Origin of the sequence: Massilia sp. Leaf139 (assembly GCF_001424165.1) — a bacterium.
Lineage (GTDB): Bacteria > Pseudomonadota > Gammaproteobacteria > Burkholderiales > Burkholderiaceae_D > Telluria.
The window spans coordinates 77710-94016 of record NZ_LMOJ01000003.1; the positions used below are offsets into that span (position 1 = coordinate 77710).

Consider the following 16307-nt stretch of genomic DNA (forward strand, 5'->3'; position numbering starts at 1 on the left):
TTAGTAGCCAGCCGGCTGCTGCGCTTTGCGGAGGCGCAGGGCTAGCCTGCGCCGTTCGAGCGCAGCATCATGGCATTGTTGGGATGGCGCTGCTGCGGCGATGGCCGCAAACCAGCTTCGTAAATCGCTCCAGGCAGCCGCGCCGCTACCGCTGGCCAGCACGATTTCGCCTGATGGCGCCACGGCGGCGCAGCCTCCGCCCCAGTGCATCCACCAGCGCACCAGCGGCAGCGGAAGCCTGCCGAGCCGTACGTCAAGCCAGCAGTTTCCCGCAGCGTCTACTTGGCCGACCGGCTTGTTCTCAACGGCGAGGCCAATCATGAACGCCCAGGCCTCGCTGTCGGTTTCGAGCCAGCCTCCGGGCGCTGCGACCCAGAACGCGCGCCTTTGCTGGCGGCTGATCCGTACGATCGTTCCGGGCACTGGCGCTGTACCCAGGCCGCCTGCAGGGCCCCATTTGCGCTGCGCGGGGCTCCAGGATTCGGCATCGGCGGCGCTTCGCATAGCATCCGCTGCCCCCCCGGCGGGCTCGAAAACTCGCGGAGGAAGGAAAACTGGCGGCGTTCCGGGTTCCCTGCTGAGTATCTCAAGTTCGAACTGGCGTGCCAGCTCGGCAATCCGCGCTTCGCTGGTGAGTTCGACCTGTATTGCGCCGATGCCGAACAGGTCTCCAGCCGGCGCGAGGCGGACCGCCGACTCTGCCGGGCCGAGCGAGGCGCGGAGGAGGGCGCATTCGGACTCTGGAAACATGCCGGCGATCCGGGCCGTGTGCATGCTCCCAGCCGTGCCATACAGCGCTATTGTTCTGGGTGCGGCGGCTACTACCGGATGGGGCGAGCTTCTTTTCTGCAGCTGGACAATCCAGCCCGCGCTGAACAGCAGATTCCTGACAGCCCAGTGACGCGCGTCCGCCGCGGCGCATGCGGGCCGCAAATGGCTGGAGAGGTCGGCATATGACAGTGTCTGGCGCCGCTGGAAACGCAGTGCAAGCGCTTCGCACAGCCATCCGTACGGATCGGGCACGGCGTCTAGATCCCGGCTTTCTGTCGCTGCTTCGAATGCCAGCTCGCTGCGGCTGAAGCGGGGATGAAGTGCGGGCATGCGCGCCTGACCGGCCGGGCTGTCTGCAAACCCAGGTTCAGCGGCTAGCCCGGCAAGGCGGCCGCATGGTCCGTCCGCCAGCCATGCATTAGGATCGGCAAGCCGCATAGGCGGGGCCATAGGGATATTTTTTGCGAGCGGAACGCGCATCCCTTCCATAGCCTTTCCGTCCCGCGACAGAGAGACGTACGCCGTATCGAATGCTGGCGCAGCAGCGAGTGCGGACGGCGGTATCCGGAACTTTCCGTCCACTTCTTCAAGCTGGCCAGTTACAGGCTTCGTGTCCGCGCCAATCAGCTCGTACGAGCCGGAGGCGGCTCCGGACAGTCCGAACAGGGGGGTGCTCGCCGGACTAAGCAGCAATGACTGGCCGTACCAGGCCCCGCCGCTGCACGATATCCGCGGCGGGCGCCAGCTGCCGGGCAGGGCCTGGCGTGCGGCTTCGGGGAGCGCTTCTGCGAGCCTCGCCATCGAGGCCGTGCTAATGGAGTCAAAGAACAGAACGGTCCAGGCGCCAAAAGCCCCCCCGGCCTTGGCCTCGGCTGGCTTCAGCCCAAGGTGGGATGAGGAGCTGCGGATTGCAGGCACGAGTTTCTCGTGCACCAGGAGGCAAGCGGGCCCGCCATCATAGTAGCTGCCGCCGGAGGTAAGGCTATTCTGGGCACTGGGGAAAAGCGCGGCGCAGCCAGCGGCCAGATGCTTCCAGAGCCTGGCCTGCGCCAGGCGCGGTCTAGACGCTGTTAAGCCTAAAAGTTGTGCGGGCGTCCAGGACGCGCAGTCGGGCAGATGTGCGGCGTACAGATAATCGGTAGCGACTGGAAGGTTCTTGCAGAATGCCGCGTTGCCGAGGCTGCTGCGGCCGCGCTCATCTGTAAGCAGATAGAACTCGGGCCAGCCAGGATCGGCGGCGTCAACGCCAAGGCAAAAGCTTCCGATCCGCTGCGAAGTAGCCTGGTCGTCGTCCCACGTTATCGCCTGTACTGCCCGCCAGAGAGGGCTGTTGTAGGCCTCGCCGTATCTAGCCTGCGCAACGAGGAGCTGGAAAATCTTGAACTCTTCAAGAAACGCTGCGCTGAATTCCTTTGGCAGTGACGCGATCGCGCTGGCAATATGGCGAAAATCCGAGCCGCTGCTGAGCTTCCGGCTGTGCAGAAGAGACTGAAGTTTGATTTCGTCGCGGTAGGCGGGAAATGCGAGGCGCTTCGAATGGCCGATGAGGACTTCGATGCCTGGATGCGGCAGTCGAAGGATCCTGCAGTCGCCGAGCTGCTTTGCACGCAGCCGGCTCCAATCCTCGACATGGAGCCATAGCTTTGGCAGGACGCTAAAATTGGGGGCAGCCACGTTAACGGGCTTTAGCAGCTCGACAAAGCGGTTTCGGAAGTTTCCCTCTGTATAGGTTTCCTCATCGGCGCTTGCTGCTAGCAATGTCAAATAAAGTGCAGCGAAGACTTCAGGAATATTGTCTTTGGCAGTTCTGCTGGGAGACGGTTGTGGCCACTTGAAACGCCGCCGGATGCAATCCGAAGTCGAACCAAACGAGGCGATAAAGGCCCGTTGCGCATCTAGGGGATTGCAGGCGGGGTCTCCTGTGCACTGGGCCAGGAATTTTTCAGAGGTCTGGATGCGCGTTATTTCGCGGTTCAGGCGGCCGGAGTCGAAAAAGACAGCCTCGACCAGCGCCCTGTTCCAGTCGCTGAGCGTCCATGATTGCCAGGCCATCCTGAATCCAGTCCCTATCTGTGCATAGCGTATACCCGCGATTTGCGGAGCCGCCGGGTGTTTCGTTTTATTGGCCGCATCTTTTGATGTGCGACAGGAATTTTCTTGCTTTGAAGCTATTAGATACGAAAATATAGTGAACTAGCAACACTTATTTGCATCATAAACCGCTGTGCTTTTCTTGCTGCAATGCGCTAATGCCGGGAAGGCTCCAGTCTAAAAAAACGGAAAACTTTCCGCACGCTGTCGTGCCTTCTCCAAGTCGTTTTGAGACTGTTTCTTATGTCCTGCCATGGCACTAAGCGGAGGACAACATGAATATTAGGAAAACGAGTGCGGCCGCTGACGGGAAGCCAATCCGCTGGCGCCCAAAGTGCGGCATGATCCATGGCGCCGAATGCAAAAGCGTCTGGCGGCGGAGTGAAGTAGTTGTGAGGTGCAGCAGCAAATCAATCACGGACGCGTTCCGCGCCATCCGGGCCGGTGCCAGCTGCGCATAGCGCTGCACCATCTCGGCCGACTTCCGGCCTCTCATCTCTTGCAGGGTGAATAGCGTTGGAGCAAGCAGCTGGCCCAGGTGTGGCGTAGGCCGCGCCAGGGGAAGTTCTCGATCCTGGCTCGTTTCCGGGCGCTGCGCCAACCGCGTGTATTAGGCCAGCGGGCAGGCTTTTCCTGGTAAGTGAACACATATTTTGGATGCTTGCCATGCTGGCACTACAGAACCCCGATCGCGAGATCGGTGAAGGACAGGTGCAGATCGTCGCCGTTTTCTCGTCCTCGGTATGCACCCAGCCGTCCTGCGCGCGATAGCCACTGGAACGAGCGCAGGCCGGTCACGTTGCCTTGCCCGAGCCCTGTCGCCAGGCACAAGCAGCACGATGCCGTGCCCGTGGTTGTGCAACTCCGCCAGGAGCGCCTGGCCTGTTCCGCAGTGATCCAGCGTACCTCCAGTTTGGGCTCCTTGCACACCTCACCTTCGGCGCCTTCTCGATCTATTCCCATTCGTCGCAAGCCCTGCGCTGGATTTCGCGGATGAGAGCCACGTGGCAGTTGGGCCTGTGAGGACGATAGTAATGAAGACAGTTAGAGCTTCGCTGGCACTAGCGGCGACGGATTAGCTTGTTAAAGGTATCGTTCACTTTGGGTGAGATTGCTGCTTGGTGGTGAGCTAACTTCGCCTTACCTTATCTTGGTATTAAACCAACGCATGTGGCAATCCTCGTTACCTATTACTGGCTTCCTGCTCACTTAACCGTAACGGCAACTGACAACTAGCAGCTTTAAGCTGGACAATTACTTACGGTTAATATAATTTGCCAGCTCACTGTGCCGGTGACCAGACAACGAATTTGACGACGTGGTGCCATTGGGAGATTTAAGTGGGGATGCGGGAACAGTTTCAACAGTACATGCAGACGCAGAACTACCAGAAAAAAACTGCGCAGGAGTACGCGCGGTTCATTGAGGATCTGTCTAGGCACTGCGGTAGGAATATCTACGAACTTTCATCCGCCTCTGATTTAGAGCCGCTTGTAGCGAGATATAACAGCGGTGGTGTCGATCACGCTGAGGGCAATAAGTACAACGGCGAACCGCGCGCTGCTATCAAGCGGTACTTGGAATTCCTCCAAGCGGGTGCCAGCTCATTTGGACTGCCCCCAGTTCGCTAGACAAATCGAGACCTCACGCTGAGGCGCGTTCAAAAGCTTTGGGGCTGACTCCGCCCAGATGGCTGTGGCGCCTGGTTCGATTGTAAAAGACTTCGATGTAATCGAAGATGTCGGCCCGGGCCAAATCGCGGGTTTAACAGATCCGTTTGCGGATGCGTTCCTTCTTCAGACTGCTGAAGAACGATTCAGCCACAGCGTTATCCCAACAATTTCCGCGCCGACTCATGCTCGGTTCAAGGTTGTTCGCCTTGCAGAAGCGGCCCCAGTCATCGCTACCGTATTGGCTGCCCTGATCTGAATGGACGAGCACTGGCTTCTTGGGCTTGCGGCGCCAAAGCGCCATCAGCAAAGCGTCGATTCCCAGCTCTCGCGACAAGGTCGGCTTCATCGACCAGCCCACGACCTTGCGTGCAAAAAGGTCGACCACAACGGCCAGGTAAAGCCAGCCCTGCCAAGTTCGAATGTAAGTGATATCGGTGACCCAGACTTGGTCAGGCGCATCGACGGTGAACTCGCGATTCAAACAGTTGGGCGCGATGATCGAAGGCCGCCCAGCAATCCTTTGAGGCGCTTTATAGCCGCGTACGGCCTTGATTTTATTGATCTGCATGAGTGGCGCAATACGATTGCGACCACACGTTTCACCAGCCTCTCGCAGGTCGCCAGAAATGCGGTTGGCACCATAGACACCGCCGCTGGCCGAATACGAATGGCGGATCACTTCGACCAGTCGGGCATCTTCCTTCGCTCGTTCCGATATCGGTTGATGCAGCCACTGGTAAAACCCGGCCCTGGCCACTTTCAGGACGCGGCACATCAGCACAAGGGAAAACTCCCGCCGGTGCTCGTTCATGAATCGGTACTTTACTCGGGCTCCCTGGCAAAGCACCGTGCGGCTTTTTTTAGCAGGTCTCGCTCCTCTTCAAGGCGGCGCATTTGGGACCGCAGCCGCAAGATCTCGCTTTTTGCTTCGACCAGCTCGGCACTCTGTTTCTCGTCTTTGGTCGGCATAACTGCCTTGAACCACTTGTACAAGCTATGGGCCGACACGCCCAGCCGGGCCGCGACCTCCGACACTGCGTAGCCCCTTTCGACTACCTGCCTGACTGCTTCTTCCTTAAATTCCGGCATATAACGCTGTGTGCTCATTCATTTCTCCTATGCTCAAATCGTAGGTCAGAAATGTCTACCGGAGTGAGGGTAGTCCACCAGCGGCTCGCGAGTGTTTAGGAAACTCGTGGCGATTCAGTCAGGCCGTGCGGTCTTGCCAGGGCTTTGAGGTTGACGGCAGGAACTATCCGTAATAACGTTACCGGTTTGTCAGGTCTACTGTCGCCACATACTTCCGGGGGAAACGTGAAGCTGATCCATATCTGTGCCTTGTTGATGAGCGTTGGCTTGGCCTCCTGTAAGCCATCGGAGGCAAGCAAGGATCGCCGTACCGCCAGCACCGGCACCGGAGTAGCTGCGGCTGCAACCGGCACCACCGCGATCGAACCGCAGTTCGCGTATGCGTCGGCTTTCGAGGACGGTCTAGCACTCGTCAAGGTCGGGAGTGGCCCCGCGGCGATGGAAGGGTATGTCGACACCCGTGGCACGTTCAAAATCAATCCGACTTACACAGACGCCGAGTCGTTTTCTGAAGGGCTCGCCGCCGTCAACATTCCCAGCGGACAAGAGTCGCGATGGGGATTCATTGATACCAGCGGCAAGCTCGTTATCGAACCACAGTTCAGCTCCGTCACGGAGTTCGACGATGGAGTCTCCATCGTCAAGATAGGCGACTTTAGAACAGGCAAGATGGGCGTGATCGACAAGCAGGGCCGGTTCCTGCTCAATCCCCAGTACGACTTGCTCATGTACATGGGCGAGGATCGCTTCCTCTTCCGCACTGCCGGGCCTGATACCCCGTATGGAATCATCGACGGCCGTGGAAAGATAGTCGCCGAGCCGCAGTTCAAAAACCTGGGCTCACTCAAGGATGGCCTTGCCGCGGTTACCATCGGCAATGGAGACAAGGCCATGTGCGGCTATGCCGACCGTGACGGCAAGATCGTGATCAATCCACGCTTCATCCGTTGCAAATCCTTTAACGAAGGATTTGCGGCCGTGGGCGCGGTGCATGAAGGCAAAGGCGGATGGGGTTATATCGACCGTAGCGGTAATTTCGTCGTCAAGCCTCATTACCCGGCTGTCCAAGCCTTTAGCGACGGGCTGGCGGCAGTGGCCATCGGCGACAGCGAGGAAAGCGGCAAGTGGGGATTTATCGACAAGCGGGGCGTCATGGTGATTACGCCGCAGTTCGACGAAGTCTATTCATTCCGCAACGGTTATGCAGTCGTGCGCGTCGGCGGGGGTGGCGGCAGCCAGGGGCAGGACGAAGTGATGAGCCAATATGTCGAAGGCAAGAAGATCGCCGCGGGCAAATGGGGCGTGGTCGACAAGCAGGGCCGCTATGTCCTCAATCCGCGATTCGACAGTCTGCAGCCTGGTGAGAAGGTACTGCCGATGCGGGTCGGTGACCACCTGACCGGCAAGTGGGGCTTTGTCCACCTCTGAACATGTACGCGGGCGGCGGCGGCCTAACCGCAGGCCAGCCCGGCAGTATAGCGAGGCGCGGTGCCGGGTAGCGCATCGTAGGGCGCCAGCCAGGCGCACCTGCCCAATCCCGAGCGCGAACGGCTTGGGCGCCACGAAACCAGACGATGGCGCCCTGGCGAGCTATCGTCGAGCGGAGGCAGGCATGCCGCCGCGTGATAGTGGAGGGCTGCAGGTTGCAGCGCGAGGCCTCCGTTCGTCCGCGAGCATTAGATGTCAGGCAACGGCACGGTGCGGCTGGCCGGTTTCGGCGCAGGCTCGCTGGCGCATGTGCTCTATAAGCGCGGGCAATTCGTGGCCGCTGCCCGGCAGTACCTGGCCGGCCAGCCCGCAGCCCAGCAGCAGCGTCTTGAACGCTGACGGTGCATGCTGAGGCACGTCTTCGTCACTATCGCAGCGGCCGCGCATCCATTCGGCCTGATGCCCTTCATCGAGCCCGGGGCCGATCCGCAGCGCGATTGCCTGCTCGAGTTGTGCGGCGCCCCAGCGTAGCGCTGCCGCCAGTTCCGACAGCGATGTGCGTGCGTGGGTTTCGTCGATGCCGCGGCAGGCCGGTACCATCAACTGGCCAGCGCAGCCGGCGAGTCGCGCCAGCGCATGCGCACGCAAATTCGTCGTCTGCGCCTGCGCACATGCGGCGCAGCGCAGATCCAGGGTGTGCTCGCGGCCGGTATCGAGGTGGTTCAGCGCGTCGACGACAAGCAGCCAGAAGCGCCCCGCGAGCGCGTCGTCTTCGCCGTCGGCGTCGCCAGCCTCGGCTAGCGCCAGGACGTCCAGGTGCAGGAAGCCCACGCGCATGAGGAAGCATTGCTCGTCGATTCGCTACGCATTCATAGGGTTCCTGCCGACACCGAGCTGATCAATACCCTAGATGCACGGCACCTCGTCAAAAATGTCGCCAAGTTTGGAATTACCGCTGCGCGGCATGAAGAGGCGGAAGTTACTTTAAGCTATGCGGGATTCCTTGCGCACGTATTGCAGGATACTGCGCCCGGAATGAAGGTAAAACGTTTCGCTAGAAAAGCGCCGCACGTCATCAAGCATGAGTGCGGGTGTAGCCACCTTGCCGATTTTCGGGAAGAAGATGACGAAGCAGAGACCGACGGTACGGTTTTGCTAGGGTCAGAGCCCGACGAGGTGTCTGATGTAGACGAGCGCCTCGTGCGGTTGCTGGATACCTATAAAGGCATTCGACGCCACTTGTGGCGACATACGCTTCGCAAGCATCAACGTTGTATTCTTAGCGCGGCAAAGTCTCTCTGGTGGAACATGCATGGAAAATCAACAGTCCAATTCTGTCCCAGTGCGATGGCGTTCCTGCGGTGGCGCATGTTCTGGGAAGGTTGTGGCGCGCCTCGGTATCTCTATGTAGCTCCAACAAAGGAGCTGTACGGCATCATTGGCTGGCATCTCGCCAGGCCTGAGACAATCCCTTCACACTGGTCACCCGTAACAAAGGCTTGGATCACTTGTCATGTTTTTGCCGCCTCGCTCGTGGAGTGCTTCGACGTACTCATGCGCTGGTCAGATCAGGCCGACAGTAGGGCGACCATACGGTGGGACCAACCGATGAGTCCTGTCAACTATTCCAGTCTGTGGGCTGTTTCCGGACGCGATTGCACTGACAGGCCGGCGGTCATCTACGTACGAGGCCCTTCGGCTAAGCGCCTACGTGCACCACTGGTCGCCTTCACACGATCGCATTGGCAGTCACACCAGGCGCAAGTAGCACGATTAGTTCGCTGAACAAACAGTCTTAAGCGGGGCAGGAGACATTTGCAGTGTCCCACTGCCCATAGGATGAAGTCGCGCTACCTAGTCGGTATCCACTGTGCTTCAAATGCCAGGACATCCGGTCGTACCTGTTCGGTCTGTCGGATCAGGTCGAGCGCTTCCTGTTCGGTGTAGATCATCGTGGTACTAATGTCACGGTGGCCCAGCCAAGCAGCGACACTGCGCATGTCTTCGCCCTGCATCAGCGCAGCTTTGGCAAACGTATGGCGCAGCCAGTGTGGGGAGGCCTGTTCAAGCTGAGTTTTCCGGTCGTGATCGCCAATCGATTCCAGAAACGCTGCCGCGGCGCGTAGCCGTTGTTTGACGACGTAATACAAACCGTGGCGGGAGGTGATCGCGCGCCATTTGCCAAAGTCCCGTCGTGTCGACACGCTTTTTAGTTGCACACCTCGTGCAGTTGTCGCGTTACGCTGTGTCCTTGGCGAGAGCAGCAGGGGAGTGGAATCGGCAGGGCCCGGCAAGGATTGCAAGCTGAACGCTTCGCGGTACGCTACCAATGCCTCGAACACGTGACGGGTAACAGGAATCTTGCGTTCGAGGCCACCTTTTGCTGTTTCTACAGTCACGTGCATGATCCAGTATGACCGACCCGACTTCGGATCAAACAGCCGCTGAAACGCTCCCATGTTCGCCTTGACTAATTCACTCGAACGTAGGCCAAGCTCACGCAAGGCAATTAGGAGGAAGCGGTCACGCACATGCCGCTGCCGCGCTTCGAACGTATCTTTCGGCTGGTCTTCCATCGTCTCGAGCACTAGGTCGAATAGGTCCAACGAGACAGCACGGTTCGCATTGATCTTTCTCTCCGTACCCGCCCCATGGAAACCCATCGGGTTAGCCTGTACATAGCCCACCTCCCGCCACGCGCGAAACAGCGCGTGGACGCACTTTTGAATATCGGAGCGACTGCTTGCCGAGGGTACGCACCGGAACGGGGTATATCCGGTTTCGCCCAGTTCGGCAAAACGGCCTGCGTAGTCCCTTTCACACAGCGCGTGTTCAGGAAGCTCTTTGAGGAAACGGTAGAAGGCGTCAACGTCCTGAACTGTCCACTGCGACGGCATGTTCATGCTGACGTTTTCACAGTACCAGCGCAGTTTCGCCAAGTGCTGCCGATAAGCTGTCACGGTCAAAGGTGAATTACGACGTGGACGGTTAGCGATCGCTTGCAACCACACTTCCGCGGCGTGCCAATCGTCGGCAACCACACCAAGCGCGTTGCTGACTTCGAAGACTGAAGCCGGCTTACTCGGATCTAATACGTTTGTCATCGAAATCCTTTGTTTTTAGCTATGTCCCGTTCACTAACCAGTCGACGCATTGCGTCGAGCTGCTGGAAGTCCTGCTGGCGCTGTAACTCAAGCTCTGCACACCGGTCCTTCCAACGGCGCACTTCGCCACGCACCTCGTCGATCGCCATGAGGGCAAATTTTCGATTGCCATCTGCACTTTCCTGGATCACCAGAAGCTGCTCGATAAGCTTCTCGTTGGCCTGGCGCTGTTCTCGCAGTTCCTGATCAGCAATCTCGGCACGTTGCCTTGTTAGCGCCAAGTCGGTGACTAATTGCGCCGCCGTAGCACGCAGGCCTCTTAATTCACCTTCGCACTCCACCAGCCGGTTTTTGAAAAACTCAACCTGGGCCGATCCGGCCGATATGTCCGCAGCAGGCAAATTGGTCAGTCGTAGGTCGAGTTCGTCGGCGATCACGTTGCGGATGGCCTCTGCAAATCGTTCCCGCTGGACGTCATCCACACCGGCGGCTCGGTCGAGCTGCTCAGCAGTATTCATGATGTGCGCACGTTCACTGGCAATCGTTGCAGTGGACGGTCTGCGGGTGGGCGCGTAGGCACGCAGCAGCCGCTGATAAATCATCGGGCTATAAAAGCTACCAGTCGCCTCATGTACGGCCTGGATAAAGGCGCCGACAAAAGGGCGATGGTTGTTGGTGTCAAGCGGAATGTCCCGGTCGAGCACAGCCACGCGCTGCACGATCTTGCGGGCTTGGTCATCAGGGAGACGGAAGAAGGGGCGGCTCATCAGGTGCGCAATGATAACGAATAACCGGTATCTTAACAGGTATATTTATGATCATCAATTTATACTACTCAACATAGCCCGCGTTATGTTGAGTAAATTAGTCGGTGGGTTTCGGTGTTCCACGGACAGTGTTTTAGGCCGTGGAACAGTACCCAAGGGGCCGTTTACTGCGCATAACGTTAACGATATGCAATAGATTCAAGGACAGTGGAATGGAAGGCCTCAGCCGGTTGACGTCGTACATCCAGGCAGAATGCGCATACATCAGCTGTGGACTCAGGCAACTCAGCGAAATTGTGTGTTTGGCTGGTAGGCCGCGAAGCGATGCGTCCCGGTGCTTAGCCCGGTCAGCCGGATTGTCAATGCTTTGTTACCGCGTCTGCCACGAGGTTATTGCTGGTGGACGACGGCACTGCGTCGGGTGCGCGAATATGCCGCAACTGTGTCGGGCGTGGAAGCGCCCCTGTTCACGCCGAAGGATCTTACCCAGCTCGAGAGTACTTCTCCGCACGCCTTCCGGCACACGTTCGGCACGCTCGCGGTGGAAGACGAGATGCCCATCGTTGTCGCGCAGGACATTCTTGGACATGCGAGCGCCTCGACGACTGCGATTTACGTGAAAGCAAAGGACAAGCGCATTGCGGAGGCGGCCAAGCAGTATTACGCCGGGAAACGCGGAGGCATGCCTACAAAGTCCGACCTTAAGGAATAAGGAGACTCATCCTCGAAGAACGGCAATTTCGGTTCCGCATTTACTTATGTGACGGATCGCAATGCGTTGATATCTTCTAAATAGGAAGAGCTGTAAGACGGCGCCCCACGAAGCAGATTGCCGCTTGCGTAGCTGCTGTGATTCTTCAATAAACATGCTGGTTACCATGTTAACGGTATATCTTTCTGACTGCCATTAATTCTGGACTTCCTTCTACCTACCTCGTCAGGAGAAAAAACATCCCTAATAAAGTCACTTACTATCGCATGATCTGAGCGAAGCGGTGTCTCGCAAACTCTGCTATAAGCATCAATCCAAAAAATACTTTTTACCCGGTTCCTTATTACATCAAGAATAAAGGCGTAACCCAACTATAATTTCAGCAGAATGTTTAACGTTGTGTTTATAAAGAACAGCTCTCAGCATACCAATGTCCCGTCGACATATAAGCTGGATCACCTTGATGAAACCGAGTCATTAGCGATCTAGCACCTTTACCGTCCCGTACTAAATTTTCCGGTGACATAAGCAGTTTGAGAAGCTCTTTAAAGCGCTTTTCCGTATGCGGATTACCTTTAGCTTTATCGCCAGGATTGCAGAAGAAATCGGCGAGTACTAACGTAAGTACACTGAACATGTCTAATTGCGGCGTCGGCAAACGCAAGTACGGTGTACCTGGTGGGTGCGCAATCTCAACTGCCAGCTCAGCTCGTCCGCGTTTATACTGTGCTTCCCAGATTTTGCGAATAACAGGTTCAGTCACATTGCGACTGACACCCCTCTGCGCGTGAAAAATTGGGTGAAAAGAAGTTTGGTTCTCAGAAAGTTCAAAATCAAAGTGCAGTGCGTCAAATAAGGTTAATGTAGTAATATGTCCCTCAATTTTGCTTTTAAAGAATGATACGTTACAGTCAGCCTTCGTCATTATAGCTTCGCCGTCCACGACATGCATATCGAACGAACCATGTATAAAAATGGCTAAACGGATCGCATCGTTGCTACTCCGTGTACTCGACGCTTTTGTCGGAGCATTGAAGATTGCAATTGGTTGTGTAGGTCTGACGGTATAAGTTGAGCTCCCTTCAGCAGGCTCGTTCTGATCGAGCCTCGCGGGAAAGATTAATTTGGCTCCTCCTCGAGCTTGCACTAACTGCTGCAGTGGCGACTCCCACTTCTGCCAAAACCGTTCGAGTTTTACAATAGCACCTTTACTCACAAAATTTCTCTCCTAAATACTCAGTAACGGGCCTAGTTCTTCATATAACTCTTCTTTTATGCAAGCAAGCTGAGCTCCGGCTGGGATCCAGTCTGGGTTAGGTCCTGCATCTGAAGCGGCAATAGGTTGCTGAGATAAAACGCAAAAATAAGCCGCGCTGTCGGGGTGCTCGGTATCAACTCGCGTAAGCTCAAAGCCAGCGGGTAAAGGTGCGTTCGCTATGTCTCCTTCATATTGATCTAATATCTGAAGTAAGCGATGCCGCCAAAACAACGGTGCAATATTTCCAAAGGGACCTTGATACTTTGACGATGATACTAGTCCCTGAATTTCTTCAGATTCAAATAAAGATGGTTCGATGTTTAGAAATGCTGCTGCCGCTGTCGAGTGGAGTATAGGCCCAGGAAATTCGAGGATATAATTTAACAACCAATATCCAAGCTGCGTCGATAAACGAACCGGATCTACTGGATTGGACATTTCGTCATCTGTCTCCGACGGCGCGAAAAAAAACACATTTTGGGCTGTGTACCCTAAGAAGTCTGCTGAAATCTCCGGACAGCCTAATGCATCAGCCAATAAAACAGCCGGCCCCCCAGCGGTTTCCAAATCAGGATACTGCGTTAAGAAACTGACCAATTCGGAGAATCCCGCATGTACCGCTAATAACCATAAGGCTAGGCCGGGAAGGTCGCCCTTCACCATTTCGGGAGGAACCCATACAGCGCTAGACCCCTCCAATCCAATTCTACTAAGCCGGCGCACATGGCTAATCGCTGTTTGGCTGTGCCGCTTAGTGTATCGGCAAACTGGGATTCCCGCAGCTAGACACGCGGCCCTACAAGAAGCTTGGCTAATTCCGGTTCTTATTTTTGATAAATCCGTGTCTAGTACAACAATATCCACCTTTTTCTCTGCACGAAGCTCAGAGAACAGACTAAAAAGTTGCTGCTCAATCGAAGAAGTGTCAGCGAAATTTTTATTTAAACCAACGTCATGGACGGTCAAAAGTATAATATCTTCTGCGGCTGTCACGACCCGGAACCGCTCGACAAAGTCTTGCTCATCCTCAATCAAGAGAACTTTCATAAATTCCTCACTTAAGTGGTAGGCTCAGCCGAAAAGCGGTTACGAAGCCGGCAGGCGCGCGGTCGAGCAACTGGATTTTTCCATTGAGTTTTTTTACGACTTGCTGGACAACACTTAGCCCCAGTCCCAAGCCCGATGCCATAGGATTTTCAATATCGTTGTCACGAGTTGTGCTAAAAAGTGGATCCCAAATCCTGTCTCTTAGGAATAGAGGAATACCGATCCCATTGTCGGCACACACCAAAACGTGTGTATCATTATCATTTGTAGCGTACACCCTAACACGTCGATCGTCGCCGGCCTTAGCAACCAACGCTTTAACCGCATTAGATATTAAATTAATAATAACTCCGTTATAGGCTGCCAGCGGAACTGCTGGGCCAAGTAATTTTGTGTCAATATCGATTTCAATGTCGATATTATGCCCGTCTAACACGGGACTTAAAGTTTTGATAGCACGGCTTATCTGAGCACGAGCTTTAAAAGATTGTAGGACAGGATCACGCGCGCGATCGATAAATACGCGCATGTAGTCAAGATAGTTTGCTAGAGCATGTTCATGTTTTATTACCTCCTCAGCAGCATCGGCGAACTCGGGCTTCAGCTTTGAGAGCAATCTTAGGTTGTCAGCTGCTCGGGACAGTGTATCCATAGCTTTCTCAAACTCATGAGTCATAAAGCCAGCCATAACACCCATCATCGACATTAGCTCTAGAGATAGTCGGGCGTCCTTTTCGAACCTCTCGGTTGCTATAAGATTCGCTTCAACCTGCTCCAGCTTCTTGACAATCTCTTGTCGATGTTGAGGCAGAATCGTCAACGAGTCTTTAAGCTCATTAATGGTCGCGCTAAGGCCAGTGCGCGCCTGTTCCTGAATTTGACGGTATTGCTCGCGCTCGGCCTCTAATCTTAGCTTTCGATCAAAGTGGGCAATTGTCTCTGCAGCGAACCTTGCCAGATGCCAAAGGGATCGAAATGCGCCATTAGCTCGGAGTGACTCACGATCCATATTTGGCTGGAGCCATCCATCACTCGATCTCGATCTCGACGTTAATGGTTTAGATGTCGAAATATGCACCCGCCCGATTAACTGAGTGTTACGCGGCAAAGCGAGCATCGGGTTTTTTGCTGGATCCGATCTAGCTTCGGCTGACATTGGGTATATGGCCGGCGTAAAGATTGATTGCCATGTGCGTTCGTTACGCGACTTACTAGCGTCGATCCCTAGCCAATCGCTCTCTTCGCCTGCATACGCTGCCATGGAAAAATTATTATCGACAATTCCATAGCTAGCATTTTCGCGCACCCAACCAAGTGCTAACCGCCCATCTAAAGGCAATCCCGAGAACGCTCCTTTTCTTTTCGGGAAAAAGCGGAGGTCTATGAAAACTGGTGAGTGCAGTTCAGTTGAGACTGGCAGTTGTTGAATTGAAGCCAACGATGCCTTGAGCCCTCGAATGTCACCTAGCTCATCTTCTTTCGCTAGCGCTTCGTCTGCCGTAAACCCCTCGCAGTAGTCTGCCAATTTGAATTTACGCTTTTCGATCGGGCCGTTGAAGCCCTTCCAGAAAACCTCATAAGCGACGGTTCCCTCTTTGTTCAGCTCTAGACGGATTCGCCCAACAAATGACCGCAACACTTCAGATTGTAAGTTGTCGGAGTTTGACGCATTATCGCTGCCAACGAAAGATACAGTGAACCCAGGATCCTTTTTTGCTATGACTGACTGTTCAGCAAAAAATGGCGGTGGTTCAAGGCCCGCCCCAGGGTCGGTCAATTTTAATAGATCCGTTTTAAGCGTACCTAATGCCAATGCTTCCGCTTCCGGCCGAATCTTTCTTATTGTTAGTACGGTTCCCGTCCGCGTTTCAGGAGGAACTGCTTCAATATAGTAAGGGATAGTTACGGCTTGGATGTTGCTAGCGGAGGTAATCGCGTCCCAGTCAAATTCAGCAACCAGCTTTTGACGAGCTCCATTTTGTAACTCAGCAACCGTTTCAAGTAGCACCTCGCGCCCAAGATAACGTGCAGAAAAGCGACCTACCCCTTTCGACCCTGCCATTGTACGGCGGTAGCTTCGAGAATATCGCTGACGCGACTTATTCTGCGCGCTAATCACCATCCAGTTATTTAGGAATACATCCTCAGTCATTCCGTGGCCATCGTCGGCGACCGAGATGGCAGTTTCGCTGATTCCAACTTCGCACCGTGACGCATCAGCGTCATAAGAATTTTTGACAAGCTCTGCCAATGCAATTTCAGGACGACTAACCAGTCGCTCCCCTAACTCTTCCAAAAGAGCTACATTAATTTCGAAATTTGCAATTCGACGGATGGCTGCCGGCTTGACTTTTCTTATCACAATAG

General features: G+C 55.4%; 11 protein-coding genes and 1 pseudogene. 4 read left to right on the plus strand and 8 right to left on the minus strand.

Annotated elements, in window-relative coordinates; all coding sequences use genetic code 11:
• On the minus strand, nucleotides 1-2823 hold the full coding sequence (locus ASF77_RS07295; protein WP_056336968.1) for a hypothetical protein: 2823 nt from the start codon (nucleotides 2821-2823) through the stop codon (nucleotides 1-3).
• 1385 nt (nucleotides 2824-4208) lie between these two features.
• Here ASF77_RS07295 and ASF77_RS25200 point away from each other — a divergent pair.
• A complete protein-coding gene (locus ASF77_RS25200; protein ID WP_056336973.1) occupies nucleotides 4209-4493 on the plus strand; it encodes a phage integrase N-terminal SAM-like domain-containing protein in 285 nt (94 codons plus the stop codon).
• Nucleotides 4494-4506: 13 nt separating this feature from the next.
• On the opposite strand, the pseudogene ASF77_RS07310 reads toward ASF77_RS25200, so the two are convergent.
• Nucleotides 4507-5642 (minus strand): annotated as a pseudogene (locus ASF77_RS07310) (IS3 family transposase).
• A 207-nt stretch (nucleotides 5643-5849) separates the two neighbouring features.
• Between ASF77_RS07310 and ASF77_RS07320 the strand changes: the two are divergent.
• Nucleotides 5850-7052 (plus strand): WG repeat-containing protein, encoded by a 1203-nt coding sequence (locus ASF77_RS07320; protein WP_056336978.1) that lies wholly within the window; start codon nucleotides 5850-5852, stop codon nucleotides 7050-7052.
• A gap of 255 nt (nucleotides 7053-7307) precedes the next feature.
• Here ASF77_RS07320 and ASF77_RS07325 read toward each other — a convergent pair whose 3' ends face one another.
• Complete coding sequence (locus ASF77_RS07325) at nucleotides 7308-7889, minus strand: hypothetical protein (RefSeq protein WP_056336981.1); 582 nt, start codon at nucleotides 7887-7889, stop codon at nucleotides 7308-7310.
• Between ASF77_RS07325 and ASF77_RS24100 the strand changes: the two genes are divergently transcribed.
• Nucleotides 7869-8837 carry a hypothetical protein gene (locus tag ASF77_RS24100; RefSeq protein ID WP_156648780.1) on the plus strand — a complete coding sequence of 323 codons (969 nt, stop codon included), beginning with the start codon at nucleotides 7869-7871 and terminating at the stop codon, nucleotides 8835-8837. The two genes, ASF77_RS07325 and ASF77_RS24100, sit on opposite strands and share 21 nt — an antisense overlap.
• A 65-nt stretch (nucleotides 8838-8902) precedes the next feature.
• Here the strand turns inward: ASF77_RS24100 and ASF77_RS07330 are convergent, their stop codons facing one another.
• Nucleotides 8903-10156 (minus strand): tyrosine-type recombinase/integrase, encoded by a 1254-nt coding sequence (locus tag ASF77_RS07330; RefSeq protein ID WP_082493632.1) that lies wholly within the window; start codon nucleotides 10154-10156, stop codon nucleotides 8903-8905.
• Nucleotides 10153-10923, minus strand: a complete 771-nt coding sequence (locus ASF77_RS07335; protein WP_056336988.1) for a hypothetical protein — start codon at nucleotides 10921-10923, stop codon at nucleotides 10153-10155. The genes ASF77_RS07330 and ASF77_RS07335 overlap by 4 nt, the downstream gene beginning before the upstream one ends.
• Nucleotides 10924-11257: 334 nt before the next feature.
• Between ASF77_RS07335 and ASF77_RS07340 the strand changes: the two genes are divergently transcribed.
• Nucleotides 11258-11635, plus strand: coding sequence for a site-specific integrase (locus ASF77_RS07340; protein ID WP_082493633.1), 378 nt, complete (start codon nucleotides 11258-11260; stop codon nucleotides 11633-11635).
• Between the two features lie 403 nt (nucleotides 11636-12038).
• On the opposite strand, the gene ASF77_RS24105 is transcribed toward ASF77_RS07340, so the two are convergent.
• From ASF77_RS24105 to ASF77_RS23540, 3 genes are read right to left on the minus strand one after another with little or no spacing between them, the layout of a single operon-like run.
• Entirely contained in the window at nucleotides 12039-12851 is an 813-nt protein-coding gene (locus ASF77_RS24105; protein WP_156648781.1) for a hypothetical protein, read from the minus strand.
• Nucleotides 12852-12863: 12 nt separating this feature from the next.
• Nucleotides 12864-13940: a hypothetical protein gene (locus ASF77_RS24110; RefSeq protein ID WP_156648782.1), complete on the minus strand. Its 1077-nt coding sequence runs from the start codon at nucleotides 13938-13940 to the stop codon at nucleotides 12864-12866.
• Nucleotides 13941-13947: 7 nt separating this feature from the next.
• The gene (locus ASF77_RS23540; protein ID WP_082493634.1) at nucleotides 13948-16302 is read right to left on the minus strand and encodes a sensor histidine kinase; all 2355 of its coding nucleotides are present in this window, start codon (nucleotides 16300-16302) and stop codon (nucleotides 13948-13950) included.
• Nucleotides 16303-16307: the final 5 nt, after the last annotated feature.

Excerpts from the sequence above, each read along its gene's own strand:
- ASF77_RS24110 (WP_156648782.1), bottom strand. The coding sequence starts at position 13,940 with ATGAAAGTTCTCTTGATTGAGGATGAGCAAGACTTTGTCGAGCGGTTC.
- ASF77_RS25200 (WP_056336973.1), top strand. The coding sequence starts at position 4,209 with ATGCGGGAACAGTTTCAACAGTACATGCAGACGCAGAACTACCAGAAA.
- ASF77_RS07330 (WP_082493632.1), bottom strand. The coding sequence starts at position 10,156 with ATGACAAACGTATTAGATCCGAGTAAGCCGGCTTCAGTCTTCGAAGTC.
- ASF77_RS07335 (WP_056336988.1), bottom strand. The coding sequence starts at position 10,923 with ATGAGCCGCCCCTTCTTCCGTCTCCCTGATGACCAAGCCCGCAAGATC.
- ASF77_RS07295 (WP_056336968.1), bottom strand. The coding sequence starts at position 2,823 with ATGGCCTGGCAATCATGGACGCTCAGCGACTGGAACAGGGCGCTGGTC.
- ASF77_RS07325 (WP_056336981.1), bottom strand. The coding sequence starts at position 7,889 with ATGCGCGTGGGCTTCCTGCACCTGGACGTCCTGGCGCTAGCCGAGGCT.